The organism is Prevotella sp. P3-122, assembly GCF_002251365.1.
In the GTDB taxonomy this organism is placed as follows: domain Bacteria; phylum Bacteroidota; class Bacteroidia; order Bacteroidales; family Bacteroidaceae; genus Prevotella.
Genome location: NZ_NPJH01000021.1, coordinates 60,672 through 86,639 on the forward strand (window position 1 = coordinate 60,672; position 25,968 = coordinate 86,639).

Sequence of the window (25,968 nt, forward strand, 5' to 3'; positions counted from 1 at the left end):
CAACAACACATATATTGCAACCAGTTTGCGATGCCCTTCTGTGGCTCAGCACAAAATAAGTGTACATTTAATACCTTAACATTAATATTTTTAAAGTCTAACTTAACAATTTAGCTTATGAAACAAATTTTTCGTTTCGCTGCTGTAGCAATGCTTACAGCAATGTCAAGCTCCACAGCCCTTGCAGGGAATTGGGTAGTACCCGCACCCGCAGGACAGCCTTTGGCAACAGGCGACACTGTCTACATCTATAATGTAGGACAGAAAGCCTGGGTCAACAAAGGCGAATCATGGGGCACTCAGGCCGTTGTAAACGCCAGTTCAGGTCTGAAGTATGTAGTAAAACAGACCATGGAAGAGAACACCGGTGCCGAAGTGCTCACTGGAGCCCGTTACTATCTGTGGTCAGACTGCGGCAAAAACAACCACTATCTCAAGCGTATTGCCGACGGCAAGACAGGTACAGACAACAAAGCTTGCTTCGTTGACGGTGCTAACAACAGCGGCAACCCGCTTCAGTGGGAAATTGCCGAGCTTGGTGGCAACAAGTACTCCATCAAGCGTCCTGAGCTTTTCCAGGATGAAACCAGCACAGACGGTGGTCTGACTTGGGAATATGTTGAAGGAGAATTCCTTGGTGTAAACCTCACCCACGACCGTCTTTGGGATGGCAAGTCATGGACAGAGGCAGGCTACACAGAGCAACCTGCTACCTATGCATTGTGGTTCGACGTACAGGCTGGCGATAATGCCACTTGGCTGTTCGTATCTCCTAAGGACTATGATGCCTATGCATTGAAGTTCGCTCTCAAGGACGCTCTTGAGAAGGCAGAGGCACAGGGTGTAGACAACATCGCTTCTGAGGAGGCTGTATTCAACAATGCCTCTGCAACAGAAGAAGAGATTAATGCGGCTATAAATTCTCTGAACAACAAGATTGCTACCCTCGTAGATCCTACCAACCCGGTAGACATGACTTCAAACATCGTCAATCCGGAAATCTCCGATGGTACCAATGGCTGGTCAACAACTACAGGCGCGCAGAACAATGCTACTGCCACCAACGTAACGAATGACCCCGCAAGGAACTCAGAAGGTGCCTTCAGCGGTAATTTCTACGAGAACTGGAACCCCAACGCATTCACCGGCAAGATGTATCAGGTAGTTAAGAACCTGCCAAACGGTGTTTACAAGGTTGGTCTTTCTGCTTTCATCAACAAGTATGACCTTAACAACGCCACTACCCAGAGCCAGTATGTATACTTCAACGACCTGAAGATTCCTTTGACAACAGGCGATGCAAGAGCTTACTCTGCATTCATCGACATCACAACGGGCGAGCTGGAGATTGGTCTTAAACAGGATGTTGCCATCTCTGAGTGGATGGGTCTCGACAATGCTTCTCTCGTATTCTACGGAAGCGGCCTCGCATCATACAAGTACATAACCACAAGCTATGCCGAATTATTCGACAACGAGCTGGCAGAGGCTATCTATAGCCCACAGTACAAGGACGCTGTAGAAAAGGACATCGAAGCAGCACAGAGCGCCACTACCAAGGAGGAGGCTCTCGCCATATACGCAAGTGCTCAGCAGCACGTTGCTGAACTGAAAGCCAACGTAGCAGCATACGTTGCACTTCAGGCCTTGAACGAAAAATTCGAAGACTGGGTTTTCCAGCAGAGTCTTGATCTCGAGGATGAGTGGGCAGAATGTGAGAACATGCTTGCTGAACCTACCGCTACCACAGAGGAGATTCTTGCATTCATCGCTGATGTAGAGGCAAAGGCTGACGAAGCAGCAAAGAACGCCGCTAAACCTGGTGACGATGTTACTCACTTCATCACCAACCCATGGTTCAACGAGGGTACCGTTCAGGATGAGAGCTCTACACAGAAGCAGAGCTTCAATGGTTGGACAATTGAAGGTGCTACACCTGGCGCAGGTGGTACCACCGACACCCGTCTTGCAGAGGTATATCAGGGCGACTTCAAGGTATACCAGGATCTGAAGGGCATTCAGAAGGGTGCTTACCAGCTCGAGATACAGGCCTTCATGCGTCCGGGTTCTGCCGAGACAGCATACGCAAACTGGGAGGCTGGCAACAAGGAGACTCCGGCATACATCTTCGCTGGCGACAACAAGGTGATGGTAAAGAGCATCTGCGATTTCATGATTGAAGGCGCCGAGGCTCCTACAGCATCCGAGTCTTGGAGCAACGTAGGTGGCACATACTGGATACCTAACACCATGAAGACAGCCTACGAGGCTATGGCTATGGATCCGGCAAACTACAACAACGTAGTGACTGTTCTCTGCATCGACGGCAACATGCGTATCGGTATCGGTGCCAACGACCCAGCCGCAACAGGCAGCCGCTGGATGCTCTTCCACGACTTCAAGCTCACTTATCTCGGCTACGACCCAACAGTTGTTAGTCCTGTTCTCCAGAGTGTAATTGACCAGGCTGACCTGACAGCAGGACGCCTGATGGCAGCAGAGGAGAAGACCGCTCTGAATGAGGCACTCACCACCGCCAAGGCCGCTATCGAAGCAAAAAATGGTGACGACATGATGGCAGCCTACAGGGCACTCATCGAGGCCAACACAGCTGCTGCTGCAAGCGCAGACGAGTACGACAAGATTAGCGCTGCTATCGAAGAACTGACAACAGCTTACTACGAGTATATGGAAACCGCTTCCACAGAAGCTGTTGCAACTGCCGATAAGCTTATGAACGAAACTCCTGCAGCACTTGCGGATGGTTCTATCAAGACAGAGGACTGCGGTGCCAAGGTAACAGAAATCAAGCTGGCTATCAACGGCCTGAAGCTTACTGAGGGAAGCGACGATAAGCCTGCTGACTTCACATGGGCAATCACCAACCCAGACTTCACCGACGGCACAAGCGGTTGGGAGACTGTAAACAATGGTGCTAATCCTGGTGTTGCCGACAACGTAATGGAAGGCTACAACGGCAACTTCGACGTTCATCAGGACATCCACAACCTGCCAGAGGGTACATACCTCGTTAAGTGCCAGGGCTTCTACCGCTATGGATGGCTTGACGGTGCAGCAAAGGCTTGGCAGGCTGACAGTACCGTTATCGGTGCTAAGCTCTATGCAAACCTTGACTCTGTAGAGATGAAAGACATCATCATCATCGACGAGATCGCTACCAGCGCAAGCGGCAGCCACTGGAAGGAGTACATTGACTCTGTATCTGTTGAGGGCGTGAAGACAACATACTACGCTCCAGACATGCGCGACGCTGCTAACGAGCGTTTCCAGCAGACTGCATATCCAAACCAGGTTTACACCTACGTAGGTGCTGACGGCTTCCTGAGAATAGGTTTCAACAACACCAAGCATGTAGACGGTGACTGGACAACAGCTTCTTACTTCGAGCTCTTCTACCTCGGTGAGAACAGCAAGCACGCAGAGGAAACAGGTGTTGAGAACATCAACAACAGCGTTATCACAGGTTCACGCTACTACAGCATCGACGGTCGTCAGATGAAGTCCCTCAACAAAGGTCTGAACATCATCATGACTACCAACGCTGACGGCAAGACAACCGTACGCAAGGTGATCGTTAAGTAAACAATAACTTACGAGAATAAAGCAACTATCAATAGCGGGGCAGTAACTGCCCCGCTATTTTTAGCCTCACCCCCGGCCCCTCTCCAAAAAAAAAAGCCTCACCCCCGGCCCCTCTCCAAAGGGAGAGGGGAGCTAGATACCTTAGAGGCACATTGTAATAAGCAAATTTAAACACATAAGCGCTGTAAGCGCAAAAGCGCATAGCCCAGGGTAAAGCGTAGCGGCACCCTGGGTATTTTCGTGTCGGTAATTGTTGCGCTGTAAGCGCATTGTCTATTACTCCTTATACCCAGGGTGTCGCTACGCTTTACCCTGGGCTATGCGCTTTTGCGCTTACAGCGCGTGTTGGTTGCAATGTTTGGGATGGGGCGCACGCTAAATGTATTGATTTGTCTATAAGGTATCTAACTCCCCTCTCCCCTTGGAGAGGGGCTGGGGGTGAGGCTTATTTTTCTCTCCCTTTGGAGAGGGGCCGGGGGTGAGGCTGTTTGTGGTTAGGCTTTTACCTCAAACCCGAGGGATGTGACGGCATTGCGGATGTCCGCACCAGAGGCATCGCCCTCGATAACGGCCTTACCTGTGGCAAGGTCTACAGAGACAGAACTTACTCCGGGGACATTGCTCAGGGCTTTCTCCACTGACGCGCGGCAATGGTTGCAGTTCATACCACCTATTATATATATACGCACGCGCGAGGGCGCTACATGGCTTTCGCTTTCACCACAACAGCCATGACAATGGCTATGGCCGCCTGGGCGCAAGCGCGGAAGTACGAGGGCGTTAATAAGCAAGAGGGCAAGGACAATGGTGCATAGCCACGAGAACCAGCTGTCAGGCTCCGCACAACAGGCAGACTGGGCAACGATGCCACCCATAAAATCAATTGTTCCACCAAACTGCAGGAGGTCGATAACCCAGCCAAAGGCCACAGCACCGAGAATTATGGATAGCAGATAGAGGATAAGGGTACGTGTGCCGAGCACCTTGCGAACGACGAGGATGGAAGCCATATTGCAGGCAGGGCCAGCCATGAGAAGTACAAGAGCCGCACCGGGTGTCAGCCCCTTGAGCATCAGTGCAACGGCTATTGGTATGGACCCAGTGGCACAAAGATACATTGGTACGGCAATGGCAAGGACAAGGAGCATGGATGCCAGCGTGTTGCCCTTGAACATTGCAAACCAGGTATCAGGAACAAAAACCGTTATAAGGCCGGCAACGACCAGTCCGATGACAAGCCACTTGCCTATGTCCTCCATCATCTCTACAAAGGCATAGCTGAGGGCAGACTTCATTTTTTTGTATAATGTCATTTGCTCACTCTTCTCCTCTCCTACCCTATTGTCCGCATGGCCGGCAGCAGAATCGGAAAACGCATTTACCATCGCTCCACCAAACACAGCAGTAAGCAAGGCCGCCAAGGGACGGACCACGGCAAAAGGCAGTCCCATGAGACTGAAAGTAGCAATAATGGAGTCTACACCCGTCTGGGGCGTAGCAATAAGAAAGGATGCCACGGCACCCTTTGACGCACCCTCCTTACGCAGCGACATTGCAGTAGGTATGACTCCACAGGAGCATAGCGGCAGAGGAATGCCGAAGAGGGCAGCCTTTACAACCGACGTGAAGTTGGGTGTTGCAAGATGCCGGGTATAATATTGGCCGGGAATGAAAGCGTGCATAAGCCCGGCAAGGAAGAAGCCCAAGAGAAGATAGGGCGACATTTCGTTAATGATATGAAGTATTTCTTGCATAATAGTAAACAATGCCTAAATGCCATATCAGCCTGAAAGGCTTTACTTATAATATTATTTTCAAAGACACACCCTGTCCAATATCTTCTGGGTAGCACCGGCCAGTCCCTGCACATATCGTCCTGCTGCCTCGCCAGCCTTATCAAGCGAAGGCTTGTCGGCAATGAAAGATTCCATAGCCTTTTCAAAGTCATCATAGCATGTAATCTCTATACCACCACCACAGGCTTTCAGTCCCTGTGCCTCACGGAACCTCTCGTTGTTGGGTCCGAAGAACACGGGCACATCCCATACGGCAGCCTCAAGGACATTATGTATTCCTACACCGAAGCCACCACCCACGTATGCTATCTCACCATAATGGTATATGCTGGAAAGCAGTCCAAAGCAGTCGATAATAAGTACCTGCGCCTCGGCGGCAGACTCGATGGTGGCTTGCGTATAGCGTACAGCCGGGCGCGACAGACGAGACTCTATCTGCCTAAGATGCTCCTCACTGATGACATGCGGCGCAATGACCAGTTTCCAGTCGGGATGATTATTGAAAAACTTTACGAATATCTCCTCATCGGGCAACCATGAGGAGCCGGCCACAAATACCTTGCCGCCATGCTTGAAAGCCTCAAGCAATGGAAGCGTCTTCGATGCGGCCTTAATCTGCAGTACACGGTCGAACCTGGTATCACCGACAACGTCAACATCGGTAATGCCCACAGACTCGAGCAAGGTCTGCGACTGACTGTTCTGCACGAACAGGCGGGTGAAACACTTCAATACGCGGCCATACCTGCGTCCATACCACTTGAAGAACACCTGCTCCGGTCGGAAAATGCTCGACACGCTATATGTAGGTATGTTACGGTATTTCAGTATGTGCAGGTAGTTGTACCAGAACTCATACTTGATGAAGAATGCCATGACAGGTTTTACTGTACGCAGGAACGTAATGGCGTTGCTCCGAGTGTCGATGGGCAGGTAGCAGATGATGTCCGCTCCCTGATAGTTCTTGCGCACCTCATATCCCGATGGCGAGAAAAAGGTGAGCAAGATTTTGTATTCAGGATGTTCCTGGCGTATTCGTTCCATAAGCGGCCTACCCTGCTCGAACTCTCCGAGCGACGCCGCATGGAACCAGATATACTTGGCATCGTGGTCAACCTTGTCGGCGAGAGTGGCCAAAGCCCTTCTCTCGCCCTTCCACATGGTCTTGACCTTCTTGCTGAACAGACTTGCAATGAAGACACCAAGTTCGTATCCATGTATAACCAGATTGTACATATCCTTGTCTATTTCAGTATCTCAATGGCTCTACGCATGCGGGCGAGTGTCTCTTCCTTACCAAGGAAAGCGGAAATATCGAACATGCCAGGGCCTTTGCCCTCGCCAACGAGTGTAAGACGGAAAGCGTTCATGATGTCGCCGAGCTTGTAGCCATTCTCCTCTACCCACTTCATGACAACAGGTTCCTGCCCCTCGACAGAGAAGTCACCGATGGACTCCAATACCTCTGCCAGCTCAGTCATCTGCTGTGCAGAATACTCCTTCCAACGCTTCTTGCGCGTCTTCTCGTCATATTCCGTCGGAGCGATGAAGAAGAACGAGCACAGTGGCCACAGTTCGCGTACGAAGCTCACGCGGTCCTTCATCATGGACACCACCTTGGTGATGCGCTCCATAGACTCATCGATGCCGTTATTGGCAACGATGGGCGCAAAGAGCTGCGCTATCTCGGCATCGCTCTTGCGGAGGATATACTCGTGGTTGAACCATATACCCTTCTGGTAGTCGAACTTGGCACCGGCCTTGCTACACCTGCTGATGTCGAAAGCCTTCACCAGCTCGCTGAGCGAGAATATCTCCTGCTCTGTACCGGGGTTCCAACCAAGCAATGCAAGGAAGTTGATGACAGCCTCGGGGAAATAGCCTTTCTCACGGAAGCCTGCCGACACCTCACCACTCTTCGGGTCGTGCCACTCAAGCGGGAACACGGGGAAGCCCAGCCTGTCGCCATCCCTCTTCGAGAGCTTGCCCTTGCCCTCGGGCTTGAGCAACAACGGCAGGTGTGCGAAGCGGGGCATGGTGTCTTCCCATCCGAAAGCCCTGTAGAGCAGGACATGCAGAGGCGAGCTTGGCAGCCACTCCTCGCCACGGATGACATGGGTAATCTCCATGAGGTGGTCGTCAACGATATTGGCAAGATGGTATGTTGGCAGCTCATCGGCACTCTTGTATAGCACCTTGTCATCGAGGATGTCGCTCTTGATGACCACATCGCCACGTATCATGTCGTTGACATGCACCTCAACGCCTGGGTCAATCTTGAACCTCACCACGTATGTCTCGCCGTCGGCAATACGCCTGCTTACTTCCTCTGCCGGCATGACAAGCGAGTTGCGCATGGACATGCGGGTGGAAGCATCATACTGGAAATTCTGTATCTCGGCACGCTTGGCATCAAGCTCCTCTGGAGTATCAAATGCGATGTATGCCTTGCCATTGTCGAGCAGCTGCTGCACATACCTCTTATATATATCACGGCGCTCGCTCTGACGGTATGGTCCATGGTCTCCTCCGAAGCCTACACCTTCGTCGAACTCTATGCCCAACCAGCGGAAAGACTCTATTATGTACTCCTCTGCATCAGCAACAAAACGGTGAGAGTCGGTATCCTCAATACGGAATACGAAATCGCCACCATGCTGGCGTGCAAAGAGATAATTATACAAAGCGGTACGTACGCCGCCAATATGCAAAGGCCCTGTAGGGCTTGGTGCAAAACGCACCCTAACCTTTCTATCAGACATCTTTATACAAAGAAGAAATAAATTTTTCTGCAAAATTAATATATTTTCTCGACTTTTGCGATTTTTTTTCGTATTTTCGCAGAGTAAACACATAAACAGACAAAAAAGGATGAGCATAATAGACCGAAACGACAACCGCTACTGGCGCAATATGATGGTACGGACACTACTCGTTGTAGTGAGTGTCTTGCTGATAGTATGGTTTCTGCCACGCGACTCGCAAGGACAGAAATTCAGATACGACGTGGGCAAGCCGTGGATGTACCAGTCGTTCATAGCACAGTTCGACTTTCCCATCTACAAGACCGAAGAGGCCGTGATGGCTGAGCAGGACTCGCTCATGGAGACGATAATGCCATACTACAACTACAACCCCGACGAGGAGAAGGTGCAGATAGAGAAATTCAAACAGGACTTTGCCGGCAGCCTCCCACACTCATACATAAACATCATTTCAGACAGGCTGCATCGGCTGTACCAGGCTGGAATAATGAGCACGGCCGAATACAAGACTATCGCCAAGGACTCAACACAAGCCATCAGAGTGGTTACGGGGAAAAATGCGGCAAGCATAGAGATCGGCTGCGTGTACTCCACAATGTCGGCATACAAGATGCTGCTCGACGACGAGACGCTGAGCAAGGACAGGGCACTGCTGCAGAAGTGCAACCTGAACAACTACATTGAGCCAAACCTGAAATACGACAAGGAGCGTACAGAGGGCGAGCGCAACGACATGCTTAGCAGCATTCCGCTGGCCAGTGGAATGGTGATGAGCGGTCAGAAGATTATTGACCGAGGAGAGATTGTCGATGATTATACCTACCGTGTACTGTCATCGTTTGAGAGAGAGATGCAGAGACGCAGCGCCACCGAGGACGAGATGACGACAACCATCATCGGACAGACAATATTCGTAAGCATGCTGGTGCTGCTCTTCACCATGTACATAGCCCTGTTCCGCAAGGACTACTTCGAGAAGCCCCGCTCTATAATGATGCTCTACGTGATGATAACGGTGTTCCCCATCATAGTATCGCTGATGATGAAGCACAACCTGTTCAGCGTTTATATCATCCCGTTTGCCATGGCCGCCATCTTCGCCCGTATGTTCATGGACTCACGCACGGCCTTCGTCACCCAGCTGACGATAGTGCTCATATCCACGGCAGCGGTGAAATACCAGTACGAGTTCATCATCATACAGCTCATAGCAGGACTCGTGGCCATATACTCGCTGCGCGAGCTTACCAACAGGGCACAGGTCATCAAGACGGCATTGCTCGTGACGTTGGGCAGCTGCGCGGTGTTCTTCGCCATGCAGATGATGCAGGAGACCGACGTGGTGAAGCTCGATATAAAGATGTATACCCACTTCGCTGTCAATGGTGTACTGCTTCTGCTGTCATACCCGCTGATGTACCTCATCGAGAAGATGTTCGGCTTCACCAGCAACGTAACGCTGTTCGAGCTTTCCAACACCTTCAAGGGACTGCTGCGCAACCTCAGCGAGGTGGCACCCGGCACATTCCAGCACTCCATAACGGTGGGCAACCTGGCAGCAGAGGTGGCAAACAGAATTGGCGCCGACAGCCTGCTCGTACGTGTAGGAGCACTGTATCACGACATCGGCAAGATGACCAATCCCGCTTTCTTCACCGAGAACCAGGCTGGCATCAACCCCCACGAGAACCTGCAATGCAAGGAGAGCGCGCGCATCATCATCGAGCATGTCACTGAGGGTGTGAAGCTTGCCGAGAAGGCCAACCTGCCTACAATCATCAAGGACTTCATACTGACGCACCACGGAAGGGGCGTGGCGAAATACTTCTACATAAAATACCAGAACGAGCATCCGGAAGAGGTGGTAGACAAGGAACAGTTCACATATCCCGGCCCGAACCCGTTCACCCGCGAGCAAGCACTGCTGATGATGGCGGACACCTGTGAGGCTGCCTCACGCTCGCTGACGGAATATACAGAGGAGAGCATCAGCACACTGGTAAACCGCCTCATTGACGGACAGGTCGCCGACGGCTTCTTCACCGACTGCCCCATCACCTTCCGCGATATCAGCCAGGCCAAGCTCGTACTCATCGAGCGCCTCATGTCGATATACCATACGAGAATACAATACCCGGAACCAAAATGAATAAGGGCAGAACAAAATATGTCCAGGTGATATTGCCTCTGCCCCTCGAAGGTACCTTCACTTATTCCGTACCCGATATCTTTGCCGACAAGGTGAAGACAGGGATGCGCGTGGTTGTACCCGTAGGAAAAAGCAAAACCTATACAGCCATAATAGATGAGACAAGTGAAGAAAACACCACGGGACTTGACGAGTCGAGGATAAAGGATATATACTCGCTGCCTGACGAAACACCCATGCTGATGCCGCAACAGATGAAGCTGTGGCACTGGATGGCCGACTATTACATGGCAGCTCTTGGCGATATATATACTGCCGCACTGCCTGCCGGACTGAAAGACGAAGACGGATACAGGCCAAAGACAGAGACATATGTGGCACTGGCCGAAGCATACCGCAACGAGACTGCAATGCACGTCGCTCTCAACATGACAGCCAAAAGCAACAGGCAAAGGACGGTGCTCGACACGTTCCTCGAGCTGTCACACTGGGCTGAGACCGAAGGCGACAATATTCCTGACGACATTAAGGAGATAACACGTGAGGAACTGCGCAACGTAAGCCGCTGCAGCACGACAGACATAGCGGCTCTCGTGAAGAAAGGAATATTGCTCACATACGAGAAGGAAGTGGGACGGCTCAGCACAAAAGGCTCATTCGCACCAGAGAACGCCAAGAAGCTTAACGAGGCCCAACAGGATGCATACAACAGCATACTGATGGGATTCTTAAAGAAGAACGTGGTGCTGCTGCACGGTGTGACATCGAGCGGGAAGACCGAGATATACATACACCTCATGCTGAAGGCCCTCAGCCAGCACCAGCAGGTGCTGTTCCTGCTGCCCGAGATAGCTCTTACCGTACAGATGATGGAACGGCTGCAGAGGGTGTTTGGCAACAGACTCGGCATATACCACAGCAGATACAGCGATGCCGAGAGGGTGGAGATATGGAAGAAGCAGATGTCGCAGTGTCCATACGACATAATAGTTGGGGCAAGGAGTGCGGCACTGCTGCCTTTCAGCAACCTCGGACTGGTGATAATAGACGAGGAACATGAGACAAGCTACAAGCAGCAGGACCCAAGCCCGCGCTACCACGCACGCAGCGTAGCCATAATGCTTGCCGCAACATGCGGGGCAAAGACTCTGCTCGGCTCTGCCACGCCATGCATGGAGAGCATGACTAACGCACAGAACGGCAAATACGGCTACGTTAGGCTCGACAGACGATACAAGGACATGGCACTGCCCGAGATAGTGACTGTAGACATAAAGGACATGCAGCGGCGAAAGATGATGAAGGGTCCGTTCTCGCCGCAACTGCTGGAAGCCATGAAGAAGACGCTCGAGGACAACAGGCAGGTAATACTTTTCCAGAACAGAAGGGGCTTCGTACCCGTTGTGGAGTGTGAGGAATGTGGATGGGTGCCGAGATGCGAGCACTGCGACGTGTCGCTCACTCTACACAAGAACATGAACCTCATGACTTGCCACTACTGTGGACATGCCTACGGCGTACCAGAGGCGTGCCCGAAATGCGGAAGCAAGAGACTGCGGGGCCGCGGACTGGGCACGGAAAAGGTGGAAGACCTCATAACCGAGTTGTTCCCCGAAGCAAGGGTGGCACGCATGGACCTCGACACCACACGCACGAAGAATGCCTACGCAAGGATTATTGACGACTTCTCACACGGCAGGTCAAACGTGCTGATAGGTACACAGATGATAACGAAAGGACTGGATTTCGACAGGGTATCGCTCGTGGGTATCATCGATGCCGACTCGCTGCTCAACATACCCGACTTCAGAGCCTATGAGCATGCCTTCATGATGTTGTCGCAGGTGGCAGGCAGAGCCGGACGCAAGGGAAGACAGGGGCTCGTACTGCTGCAGACAAAGTCGGCAGAAATGCCAGTAATAAGGCAGATTGTCAACAACGACTTCGTTGCGTTCTACAACGACCTTGCCGAAGAACGCCGCCTGTTCTGCTATCCGCCATACACACGCCTAATATACATCTATCTCAAGCACAAGGACGAGGGAAGGGTGGAAACAGCATCTACAGAGATGGGCAAAAGGCTGAGGACATGGTTCGGTGAGAGAATTCTCGGACCCGACAAGCCTGCCGTGGCAAGGGTCAAGACCATGCACATCAGAAAGATAATGCTAAAGCTCGAAAACGGCATAGACCAGAAAAAAGTCAGGGAGTATCTGAGAATGGCACAAAGACAGATTATGCAGGACAAAAATTATGCCACACTCCAGATATACTATGACGTGGACCCGATGTAAGGGATGAATGATTATTGATTAATGATTAGGGTGTCCAGTTTGTTGTACCCAAAATGGAACTGTTCCTGATTTACTCTGACTACTTGCTCGCAGAGAACACATTGACCAGCACGCGCTGTAAGCGCAGAAGCGCATAGCCCAGGGTAGAGCGAAGCGGCACCCTGGGCTATGCGCAGGTTGCCCTTTCAGGGCGTTGCTACTGATATTTGTACATTAAACTGTACACCCTACTAAATAAATATTGTATTATCAGAAAAACACCTCTTCACTTCCCATGTCCTCCTTGTCGAGAAACATAATATAGTATATGGGCAAATACTTGACATTGCCAACTTGACGCACGATACGTTCATTGCTCACCACAATCGCCGACTTGATGTGATAGTCAGTATTCGACAATAGCTTGTTCAAGGCACTGTGAATGGTATAATCTCTACCCGACTTCACCTCGATTGGCAAAACCGAAAGACTTTCATAATCATCTATAAGATAATCCACCTCGCCATTCTTCCTGTTGTCATAATAAAAAAGCGAGAAACCATGTGCAGCCAACTCCTGAGCCACGACACTTTCATATACCGCACCCAAATTAATGCTCCGCTCGTCCCTCATAACAGCTTGAATATTATTGGCATACAGTTGGGCTGTAAGCATACCCACATCGTTGAGATATAACTTCAGCAGGTTCTTCTGAACCGACTCCGACAACGGATAGCGCGGATTGCTCACAGCATGTACATCAAGAACTATGCCCGAAGAGACAAGATACTCAAACTCCTCCTCATAACGGTCGAAACGGTCGCCATGCTTGTCCTGAATATTCTTTGCAACAATACGCTTCTTCTTGTTTTCCATTTGGGATGGAATCATGTCGTAAATGCGCCTTACCAACAAGTTTCTGCCAAACGTTTCGACATACTTTGCCGCATCGTCCTTATACAGTTGATGGATAGCATTCTGTAGTTGTCTTACCTTTACAATATTCTTCGTGGCAAGATACTCATTAACCACGTCAGGCATTCCTCCAACAAGCAGATAGCGACGGAAATGAGTCATCATCATTTCATGCACTTCCATGCACAGGCTCTCACCCTTACGCCATGCTTCGCGCATTGACATAATCGCCTCCTCGCCCATTCCGTTGGCAAGCAGGAACTCCTCGAAGTCTAACTGGAACATCTTCTTCCTTATAATGCTGCCCACAGGAATAGATGTAGTTGAACGGAGCGTCACTCCAAGCAGACTACCACTAGCTATATACTGAAAACGTCGCTCCTGACGAAGGAACTTCAACATAGTAAGAAATTGTGGATATTGCTGAATCTCATCAAGGAACACTAATGTATCCGAAGCACTGCCCAACTTACCTCCGGCTACAGCACTCAGAGCAAAATAAAACTCGTCTGTAGTGCGCACATTACGAAACACGCCCTTACCGTCAGCATCCTCAGCCAAGTTTATTTCAATAAAATTTTGGAAAAGCCTACCACCTATCTCCCTGATAATAAACGTCTTGCCTATCTGACGAGCTCCCTCTATGAGAAGAATCTTGTCAGAACCGCCAAGCAGATGCTGCTCTATGTATTTTCCAATCTTCCTGTATAGCATAGCTTTCAAATTACACTTTTCAATATAAAACCGTGCTGCAAAATTACACTTTTCAATATAAAATCGTGCTACAAAATTACACTTTTCAAATTATTCCGTGAAATAATCAAGAGAAAAAGTGCATGAAAATAATATCTTTCCGTTTTTATCAATGTTTTCATTGGACATAATTAATAAATAGGGTGTCCAGTTTGTTGTACCCAAAATGGAACTGTTCCTATTTACTCTGACTACTTGCTCGTAGAAAATACATTGACCAGCACGCGCTGTAAGCGCAAAAGCGTTATTTGTCCTGCTGTTATCTACGCTTTTGCGCTTACAGCGCGACCATCACCTACATGAAATAACCCAGGGTGTCGCTACGCTCTACCCTGGGCTATGTGCTTTTGCGCTTACAGCGCGAGATTTACCTACATGAACTTCATAATTAGGAGATCCATTTCATAATTAGGATACCCATATTTTGCACACTACGCTTGTTGTCGTATTGTGTACTTGCTAATGGTAATCAGAATTTCAAATCGACACCTACGCCGAAGACACGGTTGGTACGTGTGAAGGAGTTTGTTACGCCTGCGTTCTCCATATCGTAGTCATCATACAATGTCTGGAAATAGGCTGCATTTATGCGTACCTTCTCTGTTACGTTGACTGCCACACCAAGACCATAGGAATAGGAATTGACGTTGAACGAGATGTCGTTCATACCGGCATCCTTGTAGCCATATTCCGTACGCTGTCCACCGGCACTCACCGTCACCATCTTGTTGATGTCCCACTCGGCACCCAGCAGATATTCATTGGTATCGTCGAGCATCTCCTTAGTCCACTGCTCGGTATCGACATCGAAATAGTGGTGCCAACCAGCCATGACACGTACAGAAGGAACGATGGAATACTGCGCACCGACAGTGAGAAGAGCCGGAGAGTCTTCGGCTACCTTCTTGCCATCGGCAAACTTGCCGAGCATGGCTATATTCTCAGCACTGAGACTGTTGGCAGACTTGTTCTTAAGGCGCATGCGTGTCTTGAACTCATACTTGGCAGCAAGGTTCAGATTACCAGTCTTGTAGTCGATGCCGATGATTGGTGCAATGCCCCAACCCGTCTGGTCGCAGTTGAGCTCTATGTCCTGTGTACCGTTGGCAAGGGCTGTAGAGAGGGCAGCACCATTTGCGAACATTGCAGCCTTGTCAGGCATTCCAGCCTGATTCAACATACCTGCTACCTGGTTGAATGTGGCAGCCTGCTCCTGGAAATGCTGCATGGCGTTTACCATCTCGGCATTGCCGTTCTGTAGGTGTTCAACCTGTATGTTCTTTACATATCCGTAGTAGTTGGACGAGCCGTAGAGCATACGTACGCCACCATAGACAGAGAGGTTGTCGTTGACCTTGTAGCCAGCACCGAAGGTGAAGCCATAGTAATACTGCCTGCCACGCATGTAAGAGTCGTAGCTATATCTGTTGCCCATGGAATGGCCTGCAAGTGCCGGGTTGACCTGTCCAAGACCCGCATAGAGCTGGTTCATAAGGTCAATGGCACTTACACCATTGACACTGGCATATGGGAAGCCGGAAACAATCTGCTCGAAAGAGCCTAGGCCGTTATCGTACTCGCACTTGCCGCCGCCACCTGTTACAGCAAAACCGAACTGGAAACTCCAGTCACCCTTGTTGTATGCTGCCTGGATGGAAGGTAATATCGGTGCGTCGGCTGTTCCCTCGAACTTATGTACCTGCTGGCCAGGATTGCTGAAATTGTTGACAAAGAGCGGAAAACCCGTCTTGATGGTACGTGTCTGGTGTACATTCTGCACGTTCAGCGAGAGATGAAAGCCCTCGCCAAGAAACACTACGCCTGCGGGATTGCTATACACTCCGTCGATACCGATGGCGGCATCGCGTGCCGGATTTCTAAGAAAAGATACATTCTGGTTGGTGTTTGTTAGCAGTCCACCTGCCTCTACTGTGTTGCCGACAAACAACATGGAAACGGCAACAAATACAAATTTTAACTTATTCATTTTAAATACAGTATAAAATATTGGCTGCAAAGTTAGCATAATTGTCCTATTCTTCCATCATAATATACCATATATTTAATAACTGTTAACATCAAAGAAGACAAACAATGCACACAAGAAATGATTTGTGCATCATTTTGAGAAAAAAAGGCTTTACTCCATGAAAGGGAAGAAACGGCTCAGTGGAGAAATTGTGTAACGAAGCGACACTCCGTAAGGGAAACAATTACGCCGTAGGTGCAAAGCATCATGTGCCTGCATCTACGGCGTTATAATAGAGGTTGGGTGTAATTAGAAGAAATAGGCGAGACCAATCTGCCAGCTGTTTGCCCTTGCCTTGGTTCCGATAACGGAATTCACTGCTTCTCCGAGGCTTACGTCACCTGTCTTGCCTACGGCTATGTTGTAGTTGGCAGTGAGCTGAAGGCTGCTGACGGTAACACCAGCACCTACGTTTACGCTGAATAGCGACTTCTTAAGCTGGAAGGAGTTCTTATAGCTATCGGAACTTGTCCAGCTGAACTCATCATCACCTACATTGAAGCTTACCTGAGGACCAGCGTATGCGAAAACGCCGATGCTGCCCAAACCAAGTCCATAGCGGGCATTGAGAGGAATGTCGATATACTTTCGGCTGATGGTCTCATCGTCAATCTTCGACTCGGACTGATTGTAGAGTGCGGAGATATCAGCAGAAAGACCAGTTAGAGGGAGAGTTACCTTGAGAGTCGGACCAACAAAGAATCCAAGTCTGTTAGAAGACTCAAGAACATCCTTACTTAGGCTCATGTCAGAGACGTTGAGACCGCCCTTGATACCGAAACGTACCTGAGCATCAGACGGAGTGGCTATCATCAGTGCTGCCACAACGAAAAGGAGTGATAGAAACTTTTTCATAAATGGTATAAATTGGTTGGATAATTAAACATCATTATTAATGTCTCTCCCTACGAACTGTGACACGTGCTGAAGAGGAGGAAGACGTAGACGAGGACTTACGGGTTTTCTTCTTTACCGACGCTGATGCCGAAGACGACGCTGTTTTATCCTTGTTCTGCTTCTTCATGGCCTTCACGGTCTTGGGGTCAAGTTTGGCAATGCTGTCCAACGAGTCCTTGCGCGCCTGGTCGCCCCAGATATTGGTCTCGAAATTCTTTATCTGTGCCTCTATCTGGTTTTGCGCCTTGGCAAGGAGGCTGTCACCAGCAGCCTCATCCATATTGCCGAAGTCACTCTTCGGCGAAACCATCTGGGCGAGGGTCTGCCCAAGCATATTGTTGGTCTTGTAAATCTTTCCTGAGTACTTGTTCATGGTGAAATAGTCGTCAACGCTCATCGTTGCGGCATTGTTGAGATTGCTCGTCATGATGGTCTGCTTGGCAAGGAATGGAGCCACATCATCATATTTCACCCAGAAGAGCGGGTACTTGGTAGCGCCATCGCCGAAATCGTCCTGGCGCGAGAGTATCGGGCAGAGAGCCTGCACCTTGGTATGGAATGTCGCCGTTGTCTGGTCGTAGTATGACGACTCCTTGATATAGTAGCCCTTAACCTCAGCCGAAGGAATATCGCTATCGTCAAGGCGAATGCCCTTGTCGGTACGCTCATAGAAGATATGGTAGTCATCGAGGAACTTCAGAGGCTTTATGCGTGCGGAATCGCTGAAATTCTCGTTTCCGTCGAGGCGGTACTCGTAGGCACTGATGCCTCCACGCGTCGGTCCTCTCATGACGAGCTTGAACATATACGTGAACAAGTTCATCTGTGTGCCAATAGGCTCCACAGGATAGTAGAGTCCGGCATTGGCATCCTCGGTAAGGTCGAGTTCCCTGTAAACGTCCCTTCTCCAGACAACATCCTCGGACATCTGTGACTCCGTTGGGAATGCTATCTGCGCACGTGTCGTCATGGTATTGGCATTCGACTGCTTGGTAGCTTGCTGCTGTTGTGTCCTGCGCTTGGGTGCCTGTGCAGAGATAGCCTGCACCATGAACACCATGACAAGAATGGATAATATCTTTTTCATACGGAATTATTTTTTATGCAAATTTTACTGTTCCACTACTTGACAACAATCTCCATTGCGGCAGACAGCTTACGGGTAATGCCGTCAGGTCCTACTGCCGTAACCTGCGATATGTAGAAGCGCTTGTTGCGAGACAGCTTCCTGAACGCATCCTTCTGCCTGTCAGAGAACTGCGCTCCATTGCTTGCCATCGGCACAGCGTTGCCCATGTTGTCGAAGAACACAGCCTCGAAGCTCAGCACCTTGAACGGAATGTCGAGCAGTCCATCATCAATGGCCGCATGTATGCCCGTAGCACCCATGAGCGATGCCTTAGCCAGTCCGCCACCCTTGTATCTGTCCGTACCTATGGCGATATACGGCGTCGGGTCGGGCAGCTTGCGCACCTTGAACGAGAATGTTCCCATCTGCCGTGTCTTCCCCTTGTCGGTAGCCGATATGGAGAAGGTGACATCCTTGCCCACGGCTCCTGGCACTGCAACATAGTGTCCATCACCCTTGGCAGTGAGCGTGCCACCAGACATTGTTACGTGAACAGCATTCTGCGGTATTCCCGGCACACTGATGCTCATAGGATTGGCATAGCCGGCATAGAGAACGTTCATAAGGTCAGCGGCAATGGTTGCTCCCGACGGCGGCGCTATGACCTCGTACTTCTGCACGAACTCCCTACGCAGCAGGTCGCCAGCTCCATTGCGCATAAGCATATAACCTCCGAATGTGTGCTCACCTACCCCACCAGCAGTAAAAGAGTACTTGCCGTTGGTGGTGTTCACCTTAGTGCCATTGACATAAATCTCAGGTTGCTGCGTAGTATCGACAGCTGCCATCACGATATTGGCAGTGAAGGTTTCACCAGGATAGAGGGTTGTTTTCTCAGGAATGACGAATGCATTAAGACGGTTTACACGGATGTCCTTGATGTCGATGTTTGCCACAAGCGTGTGGAGCACCTCACCCTCGGCATAGCGTATATCGCTCTGAAGCTTCGACAACAGCGTTACGGCCGCTGCCACAGGCATACTCTCGAACATGTATTCCTGCCAGTTCTTGCCCAGTGCATTGTCCTTCTTTGGGACTTCCGTCGAGAGGTTGTCGGCAATGAGTTTCTTCTGGTGCGGGTCAGTGACCATCTGCAATATCCTCTCGCGATAGGAGTTGATGGCATTGTAGAGCTTTCCGCCCTGTCCTGTTCCCGGTGCAAGCATCACCTGTGCCGCAGCCTCTATGTTGTCCTTGCCGACGATGTTGGTCACATCGGCATCTTTTCCGTCTGCCTCCCTGACAATCTGCTCCTTCAAGCTCTGTGCATAGTTGAAGAGCGAGTCACTCATCTGCTTGACTACGGTGGCCTTCTCAAACCATGCCTTCACCTTCTCTGGATTGGTCTTCATCTGCTCAAGGAAGGCACCGTACAGGGACTCGTTCTCCTTGGACGAGTTGGTAGTAGTGCGGTTCAGGCTCTCCTCGACAATGGAAAATCCGTTGAGCACCTCTGTTGAGACGTTCAACGCAAGCATCGCCATCAGAACGACATACATGAGATTAATCATCTTCTGGCGCGGAGAGACTGGTCTTTTCTTGATTGCCATTATGGTATTGTTGAATATGAAACGTTATAGGCAGGTTCTATTTATATGTGAACCTGCAATATCTTACACTTCGGCATTGCCGGCTGAAGAGCCTGGAGCCGCTGCCCGCATGTTTACCGTCATGGCCTCTATCATGCGAGAGTAGATCTTGTTGAGCTGCTCAATCTGCTGAGCGAGCTTACGGCTCTGCTCGTTAATCTGGTCGATGGTGCCAATCTGCTGGCTTGCTCCCTTAAGCTGCATCTCGTATACCTTGCTGATGCCAGTGAGCGTGCGGTTGAGGTTTTCCATCTCCTCGCTGTCGCGTGTGAGGCGCGCGCTCTGCTCGTTGACCTTTGCAAGAGTGTCGACAAGTTTCTTCAGCTCCTCTACGTAGTTGCCCTGGGCCTCGTTGAGAGCCTCTGCTTCCTCGGTACTCATCTGCGGAACATAGTTTGGCTGCGGTCCTGTTACGGTACCACCACCAATGATTACCGTACCGCCATTACCTGATACCACGGTGCTGCCAGCTTCTCCGCCATCACCTGGCTCCCCAGACAAGCCGGCATTATCTTCCTGATGGAACGGCTGTTCCACTCCACCAACTACTATCGCACCTTGTGTCTGCACGTTATCATATACAACACGCCCAGTCTCAAGATACTCATCAGTGACATGTGTAGGGAGTTCACGTCCCTCGGCAGTCTTGTCGAACGGACGGTCGAAGGCGGAAATGAAGAACACCACCACCTCGGTACCCATGCCGAGGAACAGCATGAAATTGGCACCCGGCAGGTGGGTAAGCTTGAATAAAGTACCGAGGATAACGACAGATGCTCCCCAACTGTAAGCGTAGTTCAGGAACGTCTGTCCCGGCACGCTGTCCATCCACTTCTGCAGACGGTAGACAATATTGAATTTGCTATGTTCGCCCATTATTTCTTACTCTTTTTCTGTTTTCCACTTGTTGTATTGGCCAGACTTCTAACACATCTGAAACCTATATATGACCTTGGCTGGTTCTGGTATTCCCATGTACGCCATGCCGAACGTATGAACGACTCAGGATCTTTCCATGAGCCTCCCCTGACGCTCTTCTTCTTCAACTTGTAGGGGTCTTCCTTGGCTGCCTTGTAGTCGAGCTGCGGATTAAGGTCGTTCATGGCATTCACTCCTGCCTCGGTATAGATGGTACTGGTCCATTCGGCCACGTTGCCAGCCATGTCGAAGAGCCCATTTGAGTTTGGCGAGTATATACCAGCCTTGCTCGTTATGAGGTTTCCGTCCTGGGTATAGTTACCACGGTCGGGCTTGAAGTTGGCATAGAAACATCCGTTGCCATTCTTCACATCACCGTTCTCCCACGGAAATTCCGTTCCGTCCTTGCCACGTGCGGCATACTCCCACTCCGCCTCGGTAGGCAGGCGATAGCGCTGTATGAAACGTGCCTCGGGGCCAAGACCCTTGAGCAGGTATTCCGTACGCCATGCACAGAAAGCATTGGCCTGCTCCCATGTAACGCCCACTACGGGATAGTCGTTATAGGCCGGATTGGAGAAATAGTTGCGGAGGTACACCTCGTTGTCGGAGTTGCGGAAGTCGTTGACCCAGCAGGTTGTGTCGGGATATATATTCACGATATATGTATTGAGGAAGTCCCATGGTCCTGAGAGTGGCCTGTTGATAGTCTCTCTGACGATGCGTCCCTCGTCATCGATATATGCCGTGTCCTTGGATATCATCACTACCTCGTTCATGTTTACAGGCACGTCGGTGTTGAGGTTTCTCTCCTCAGGACGCATCCTGTTTCTGCGCAATGCAGCCGTTGTGTAGTCGTAGACCTCGTAGCGGTAGTTCATCTGGCTGTAGTCCAGAAGTTTCTCGCCAGTCACAGGATTAGTAATATAGAGGCTCTCAATGGCTCTCTGCTCATCCTCGGTAGGTTTTCGTGGCAGTCTCTTGTTCCAGTTGAGATGTGGTGTTACCGGGTCACCATTCTTATCCTCAGTAATCATGTAGGTCTCGTCACCGCCGTATGACGGGTCAGCCAGTCTCGTACGCAGGATGCTGTCGCGCACCCACTCCACGAACTGCTTGTACTGTGAGTTGGTAACCTCTGTCTCATCCATCCAGAATCCGTCGACGGAGATTTCCTTCACTGGAGTCTGCTTGCCCCATAGAGAGTCCTGCTTGTCGAGTCCCATCTTTAGGAAGCCACGGTCTATTCGTGTCATACCGTACGGTGTGGGTTCTACGAAGGCTCGTCCTCCTACTCCCACTACCTCGCCTCCCCTACCTGATGACGATGCCGACTTGGAGCTCATGCATGACACAAGGGCCGCCAGTATGGCCAGGGCGCAAATGGCAATAATAGTCTTCTTCATGCTATATTATAGAATTCTTACACTTTTATGTTTGTTCTTACCTTTTTTAACAAGATTGATGTCGTGCTGATAGCCAAAGAACAGTTCGTGGCTGCCATTGGCCATGCTTATGGCCGTGGTGTACACCTCATAGCTGTAGCCGAGCACGAAACCATGGAAACTGCCTCCCACCATCAGGGTGAATGATGTCGACGGACTGTATGTGGCACCGCCATAGAGGAGTTTCTCATCATGGGCGTATACGAGCCGCCCCGTGATGTCTGCCCTCCAGACTGTCATGTCTGTACGCACGAGCAGAGAGGGTTTTATAGATAGAAACGGATTTCTCAGTTTTATATTGTATCCGCCTGTCAAATAATATGTCCTGTCTATCTGCAGCTCATTTGTCTCGCCCAACGAGACCAGGGGTGCCGTCAGATGCTGAGCGGACAATCCGGCATACCATTGGCCGTGAGTATAGTAGATGCCCACACCAATGTCCACGCTGTTGCCGTTGACCTCTGATGTAGTGAACGCCGGGTCGCTGGAGTCCTCAAGGTCAAGGTCGGAGCCATCGAACGACTCGCTGAGCATGCCGAGCTGTAAGCCTATTGCTGCCACACCTCCAAACAGCTTGAACTTGGGGGCATACTGCAGGGCGAGCTTCTGATGTTTGAACAGTCCGAGCTGGTCGTTCATAAACTGCACGCCTGCGCCATGATACGACTTGAGAAAATAGAACGGCATGTCGGCAGCCGCATACATGGTCTGAGGATTATTCTCAAATCCCGCCATACCTATATTATATGCTCCTGTGACATTAATCTTCGACTGCTTGCCCACCGCTGCGGGATTGAACGAGGTCTCCATCGCCCAATAATGGGCGAAGGAAGCATCATACTGCCCTCTCATCCCAACAGGGATAAGAAGCAGCGCCAACAATATGACCGCAAAATGTCTAAACATCACTTTAAAAACGACGCAACTTATGTTTTATTGCATAAGTACATACACAGAAAGAGAAATTTCTCACTCTGAATATTCCTCTTTATTACGCATTTGCCCTTAAAGGCGTTGATATCCCCCACAGATTTGCCACTGCGACAGAAAAGGGCCATAAAAAGCAACATGGTAAAATCATAAGAATCTTACCATGTTGCTCATATTCATTCATTTAAGCAGATTTGATGCTTGCTGGATGATTTAATATTCGTCCTCGTTGAAGAGAAAATCCTCTTTGGTAGGATAGTCAGGCCAGATATCCTCGATGCTCTCATAAACATCACCCTCGTCTTCTATCTCCTGTAGGTTCTCCAACACCTCCAGCGGTGCGCCGGAACGGATGGCATAGTCTATCAACTCTTCCTTAGTTGCAGGCCATGGTGCGTCTTCCAATTTTGATGCTAATTCAAGTGTCCAATACATAGTCTTAAATATTATGTTTCAAATTTTCCGCAAAAGTAACGATTTTCTTTTTATCTGCAAGCAAATATGTTCTTTTTTTCACCACATGTCAAACATTGTAGTAATTTTTAAGATTTCCATACATTTTTAGCAAAAATCACTCACACCACACCACCCTGTGTGATAGGGAGCTTTCAGGCTGCAAAGTCAGAAGTTAACCTTATAGTGCTGCTTATATTTCGACAAGTCGAAAGTCACTATGCCACAATAGTATAGGTCGAAGGTGCGGCCAGTGCGCTTGTCTGCCACCACATTCCTCCACATTTTCCTTGCCTCACGGTTGCGGTGTATATCCTCAATGATGACTATGCTCTGTGCATCAACCTTATCTATCACGTTGGAGAATTGTGTGGGGAACCCATCAGTAATTCTCATGCGGACAATGCCTGCCGTCCCATTATCCGGCATGGCGTAGACAACCTCTGTCGAATGGCATCCTGCCTTAACGTAGGCGCGCAGACAATCGTTACGGCCACAAAGGTCGACCATGACCGCAGCCTGCACATGGTTGGCTATGCGGAGATACAACCGAAAGAGCTTACGCTCACACCACCCAGTGGAGGGGAACTGTTCTGCAAGCTCCGAATAGGCATAATAGGGATAGTGCTCGTTTATGACATAGCGGATAAACGAGTAGGCCGTAGGCGACTGTACGCCAAAACCACGGCTATGTCTGATGCGGCGCAACCACAACAGGGGATATATACCTTTCTTATTATATAGTGACATGTAACAGTGTTTGCACAGTTATTATCTTTGTCCGTCAGCATGGTCTCTGACAACACTGCCAACGGGCTAAACCTTCGGTGTCTGCCTATACATCTTTGGACTCATGCCCATGATGCTACTGAAGAGGCGGGAGAAATAGTAAGGGTCGTCAATGCCGAGCTTGTGGCATATCTGATTTACCTTCATCTGTGTGTTGTCGAGCATTGAACAGGCCTCCTTCATCTTGATGAGGTTGACATAGTTGACAGGGCTGTGTCCCGTGCGCTCCTTGAATATTACAGAGAAACGCGACTGCGAGTAGCCTGTATAGTCGGCAAGGTCCTTTAGCGTAAGATGTCTCTCTATGTTCTCCTTGATGTAATGTATTGCCGCACTTATTATGGCATCCTCATCGCTTGCGGTTCCTGCTTGCACATCCGTACCGCACTCCCTGTACTGCCGCAGATAACGCAACGACCCGAGGTAGTGATGGAAGAGCGACATGGCATACCTGATGTTCTCAATGCCATAGCCGGAATTGAGGGCCTCGAAAAGTTCCTCGAACATGCTCGTGCGATAGCTAATACGCGACTTCATGCCAGGCCTTACTGATATCGGAGCCAAGGCATTCTGAGCATAGTGGCGTGCCAGGGTACCCTTGAAATGAATCCAATATATCGTCCATGGCTCCAAGGCGTCAGCACCATAGGCATGGGGGACTCCGGCTGGAAGTATGAAATACTGGTTCGGCTCCACATCGTATCTTTGACCATTGACGACATAGAAGCCCCGGCCTGCCACACAGTATATGAACACATACTGGTCGACAGGTTCCTCGCGCTCACGGAAATGCGCATCCGCATTGGGATAATAGCCTATATCGGTTATATAGAGCACAGAGGCTATAGCATCGGCAGACATCATACTTGTCACCATCTTGGGCAACACAAGGGAGCGTTCGCCGGAAAACCCGCTTTTTATTCGTATCATATAGGACTGTTAATAGGCTTCTTTGTGCAAATATAGCGAATAATAGCGAAATTATCCATCTTTCTGCCACTTTTTTTTCTCATCTCATCTGACTATAACCAATATCTTTGCAAACGAACAAGAAGAACTAACAAGCTGCTCACTACGGCTGCCATCATCTACATCATCTCCGCTTTCGCGACAGGGTATTTCAGCATCTTCGGCCTATTCCTTGCCGCCAAGACCGCATTGCTGCCAGAGGAAATCAAAACAATCGAACAGCTATTCCTCACCGGCCTGCATATTGACCAATACAGGCACGCCACAAACAATCCCGGCGACTACTACGAGGAGGCCCTTCACCGTGCCCCCATGGATGTAAGATGCAAAAATGCTCTTGTACTGTGATACATATCCATAAAGGCATAGTAGAATCACAATTAATTAAATGCGAGACATTGATTATACTATTTTCAGATGCAATAAAAAACGGGCTCCAAAGACATTCGTCCTCGGAGCCCTGATAAAAGAAGGCGGCTACCTACTCTCCCGCATTGCATTGCAGTACCATCGGCGATGGCGGGCTTAACTTCTCTGTTCGGAATGGGAAGAGGTGGGACCCCGCC

At 49.9% G+C, this 25,968-nt stretch carries 17 protein-coding genes and 1 rRNA gene; 3 read left to right on the top strand and 15 right to left on the bottom strand.

All coding sequences use genetic code 11. The features are described 5' to 3' along the window. The first annotated feature begins 117 nt into the window (after positions 1-117). Positions 118-3,603 (top strand): hypothetical protein, encoded by a 3,486-nt coding sequence (locus CIL02_RS03975; protein ID WP_141210122.1) that lies wholly within the window; start codon positions 118-120, stop codon positions 3,601-3,603. Between the two features lie 494 nt (positions 3,604-4,097). Here the strand turns inward: CIL02_RS03975 and CIL02_RS03980 are convergent, their stop codons facing one another. From CIL02_RS03980 to gltX, 3 genes are read right to left on the bottom strand one after another with little or no spacing between them, the layout of a single operon-like run. Beyond that, positions 4,098-5,357 (bottom strand): permease, encoded by a 1,260-nt coding sequence (locus CIL02_RS03980; protein WP_094399280.1) that lies wholly within the window; start codon positions 5,355-5,357, stop codon positions 4,098-4,100. Positions 5,358-5,417: 60 nt separating this feature from the next. Beyond that, complete coding sequence (locus tag CIL02_RS03985; protein WP_094399282.1) at positions 5,418-6,635, bottom strand: 3-deoxy-D-manno-octulosonic acid transferase; 1,218 nt, start codon at positions 6,633-6,635, stop codon at positions 5,418-5,420. An 8-nt stretch (positions 6,636-6,643) separates the two neighbouring features. Beyond that, positions 6,644-8,161: a glutamate--tRNA ligase gene (gltX, locus tag CIL02_RS03990; protein ID WP_094399284.1), complete on the bottom strand. Its 1,518-nt coding sequence runs from the start codon at positions 8,159-8,161 to the stop codon at positions 6,644-6,646. 109 nt (positions 8,162-8,270) lie between these two features. Here gltX and CIL02_RS03995 point away from each other — a divergent pair, with 109 nt between their 5' ends. Together CIL02_RS03995 and priA are read left to right on the top strand one after the other, a co-directional pair. Then, complete coding sequence (locus CIL02_RS03995) at positions 8,271-10,313, top strand: HD family phosphohydrolase (RefSeq protein ID WP_094399286.1); 2,043 nt, start codon at positions 8,271-8,273, stop codon at positions 10,311-10,313. Continuing rightward, positions 10,310-12,607: a primosomal protein N' gene (priA, locus tag CIL02_RS04000; protein ID WP_094399289.1), complete on the top strand. Its 2,298-nt coding sequence runs from the start codon at positions 10,310-10,312 to the stop codon at positions 12,605-12,607. The genes CIL02_RS03995 and priA overlap by 4 nt, the downstream gene beginning before the upstream one ends. Before the next feature lie 249 nt (positions 12,608-12,856). Here the strand turns inward: priA and CIL02_RS04005 are convergent, their stop codons facing one another. From CIL02_RS04005 to rrf, 12 genes are all read right to left on the bottom strand, one after another. Next, entirely contained in the window at positions 12,857-14,215 is a 1,359-nt protein-coding gene (locus CIL02_RS04005; protein ID WP_094399292.1) for an ATP-binding protein, read from the bottom strand. A gap of 508 nt (positions 14,216-14,723) precedes the next feature. Then, a complete protein-coding gene (locus CIL02_RS04010; protein WP_170935009.1) occupies positions 14,724-16,241 on the bottom strand; it encodes an OmpP1/FadL family transporter in 1,518 nt (505 codons plus the stop codon). A 291-nt stretch (positions 16,242-16,532) separates the two neighbouring features. After that, a complete protein-coding gene (locus CIL02_RS04015) occupies positions 16,533-17,138 on the bottom strand; it encodes a porin family protein (protein WP_094399294.1) in 606 nt (201 codons plus the stop codon). A 37-nt stretch (positions 17,139-17,175) separates the two neighbouring features. Continuing rightward, positions 17,176-18,267, bottom strand: coding sequence for a gliding motility protein GldN (gene gldN, locus CIL02_RS04020; protein WP_094399296.1), 1,092 nt, complete (start codon positions 18,265-18,267; stop codon positions 17,176-17,178). Positions 18,268-18,302: 35 nt separating this feature from the next. Further along, a complete protein-coding gene (gene gldM, locus CIL02_RS04025) occupies positions 18,303-19,859 on the bottom strand; it encodes a gliding motility protein GldM (protein WP_094399298.1) in 1,557 nt (518 codons plus the stop codon). Between the two features lie 63 nt (positions 19,860-19,922). Continuing rightward, positions 19,923-20,774, bottom strand: coding sequence for a gliding motility protein GldL (gene gldL / locus CIL02_RS04030; RefSeq protein WP_094399300.1), 852 nt, complete (start codon positions 20,772-20,774; stop codon positions 19,923-19,925). Continuing rightward, the gene (locus CIL02_RS04035) at positions 20,774-22,222 is read right to left on the bottom strand and encodes an SUMF1/EgtB/PvdO family nonheme iron enzyme (protein ID WP_094399302.1); all 1,449 of its coding nucleotides are present in this window, start codon (positions 22,220-22,222) and stop codon (positions 20,774-20,776) included. The genes gldL and CIL02_RS04035 overlap by 1 nt, the downstream gene beginning before the upstream one ends. A gap of 6 nt (positions 22,223-22,228) precedes the next feature. Beyond that, complete coding sequence (locus CIL02_RS04040; RefSeq protein WP_094399304.1) at positions 22,229-23,167, bottom strand: PorP/SprF family type IX secretion system membrane protein; 939 nt, start codon at positions 23,165-23,167, stop codon at positions 22,229-22,231. A 237-nt stretch (positions 23,168-23,404) separates the two neighbouring features. Then, positions 23,405-23,626 carry a DUF2795 domain-containing protein gene (locus CIL02_RS04045; protein ID WP_094399307.1) on the bottom strand — a complete coding sequence of 74 codons (222 nt, stop codon included), beginning with the start codon at positions 23,624-23,626 and terminating at the stop codon, positions 23,405-23,407. Between the two features lie 186 nt (positions 23,627-23,812). Further along, positions 23,813-24,394, bottom strand: a complete 582-nt coding sequence (locus CIL02_RS04050) for a hypothetical protein (RefSeq protein WP_094399309.1) — start codon at positions 24,392-24,394, stop codon at positions 23,813-23,815. A 66-nt stretch (positions 24,395-24,460) separates the two neighbouring features. Beyond that, complete coding sequence (locus CIL02_RS04055; RefSeq protein ID WP_094399311.1) at positions 24,461-25,363, bottom strand: AraC family transcriptional regulator; 903 nt, start codon at positions 25,361-25,363, stop codon at positions 24,461-24,463. A gap of 507 nt (positions 25,364-25,870) precedes the next feature. Continuing rightward, positions 25,871-25,968, bottom strand: a 5S ribosomal RNA gene (gene rrf / locus CIL02_RS04065); the annotation flags it as partial.

Bases quoted from the DNA above. Each gene is read 5' to 3' on its own strand.
- CIL02_RS03975 (WP_141210122.1), top strand. From the start codon at position 118: ATGAAACAAATTTTTCGTTTCGCTGCTGTAGCAATGCTTACAGCAATG.
- CIL02_RS03980 (WP_094399280.1), bottom strand. From the start codon at position 5,357: ATGCAAGAAATACTTCATATCATTAACGAAATGTCGCCCTATCTTCTC.
- CIL02_RS03985 (WP_094399282.1), bottom strand. From the start codon at position 6,635: ATGTACAATCTGGTTATACATGGATACGAACTTGGTGTCTTCATTGCA.
- gltX (WP_094399284.1), bottom strand. From the start codon at position 8,161: ATGTCTGATAGAAAGGTTAGGGTGCGTTTTGCACCAAGCCCTACAGGG.
- CIL02_RS03995 (WP_094399286.1), top strand. From the start codon at position 8,271: ATGAGCATAATAGACCGAAACGACAACCGCTACTGGCGCAATATGATG.
- priA (WP_094399289.1), top strand. From the start codon at position 10,310: ATGAATAAGGGCAGAACAAAATATGTCCAGGTGATATTGCCTCTGCCC.
- CIL02_RS04005 (WP_094399292.1), bottom strand. From the start codon at position 14,215: ATGCTATACAGGAAGATTGGAAAATACATAGAGCAGCATCTGCTTGGC.
- CIL02_RS04010 (WP_170935009.1), bottom strand. From the start codon at position 16,241: ATGAATAAGTTAAAATTTGTATTTGTTGCCGTTTCCATGTTGTTTGTC.
- CIL02_RS04015 (WP_094399294.1), bottom strand. From the start codon at position 17,138: ATGAAAAAGTTTCTATCACTCCTTTTCGTTGTGGCAGCACTGATGATA.
- gldN (WP_094399296.1), bottom strand. From the start codon at position 18,267: ATGAAAAAGATATTATCCATTCTTGTCATGGTGTTCATGGTGCAGGCT.
- gldM (WP_094399298.1), bottom strand. From the start codon at position 19,859: ATGGCAATCAAGAAAAGACCAGTCTCTCCGCGCCAGAAGATGATTAAT.
- gldL (WP_094399300.1), bottom strand. From the start codon at position 20,774: ATGGGCGAACATAGCAAATTCAATATTGTCTACCGTCTGCAGAAGTGG.
- CIL02_RS04035 (WP_094399302.1), bottom strand. From the start codon at position 22,222: ATGAAGAAGACTATTATTGCCATTTGCGCCCTGGCCATACTGGCGGCC.
- CIL02_RS04040 (WP_094399304.1), bottom strand. From the start codon at position 23,167: ATGTTTAGACATTTTGCGGTCATATTGTTGGCGCTGCTTCTTATCCCT.
- CIL02_RS04045 (WP_094399307.1), bottom strand. From the start codon at position 23,626: ATGTATTGGACACTTGAATTAGCATCAAAATTGGAAGACGCACCATGG.
- CIL02_RS04050 (WP_094399309.1), bottom strand. From the start codon at position 24,394: ATGTCACTATATAATAAGAAAGGTATATATCCCCTGTTGTGGTTGCGC.
- CIL02_RS04055 (WP_094399311.1), bottom strand. From the start codon at position 25,363: ATGATACGAATAAAAAGCGGGTTTTCCGGCGAACGCTCCCTTGTGTTG.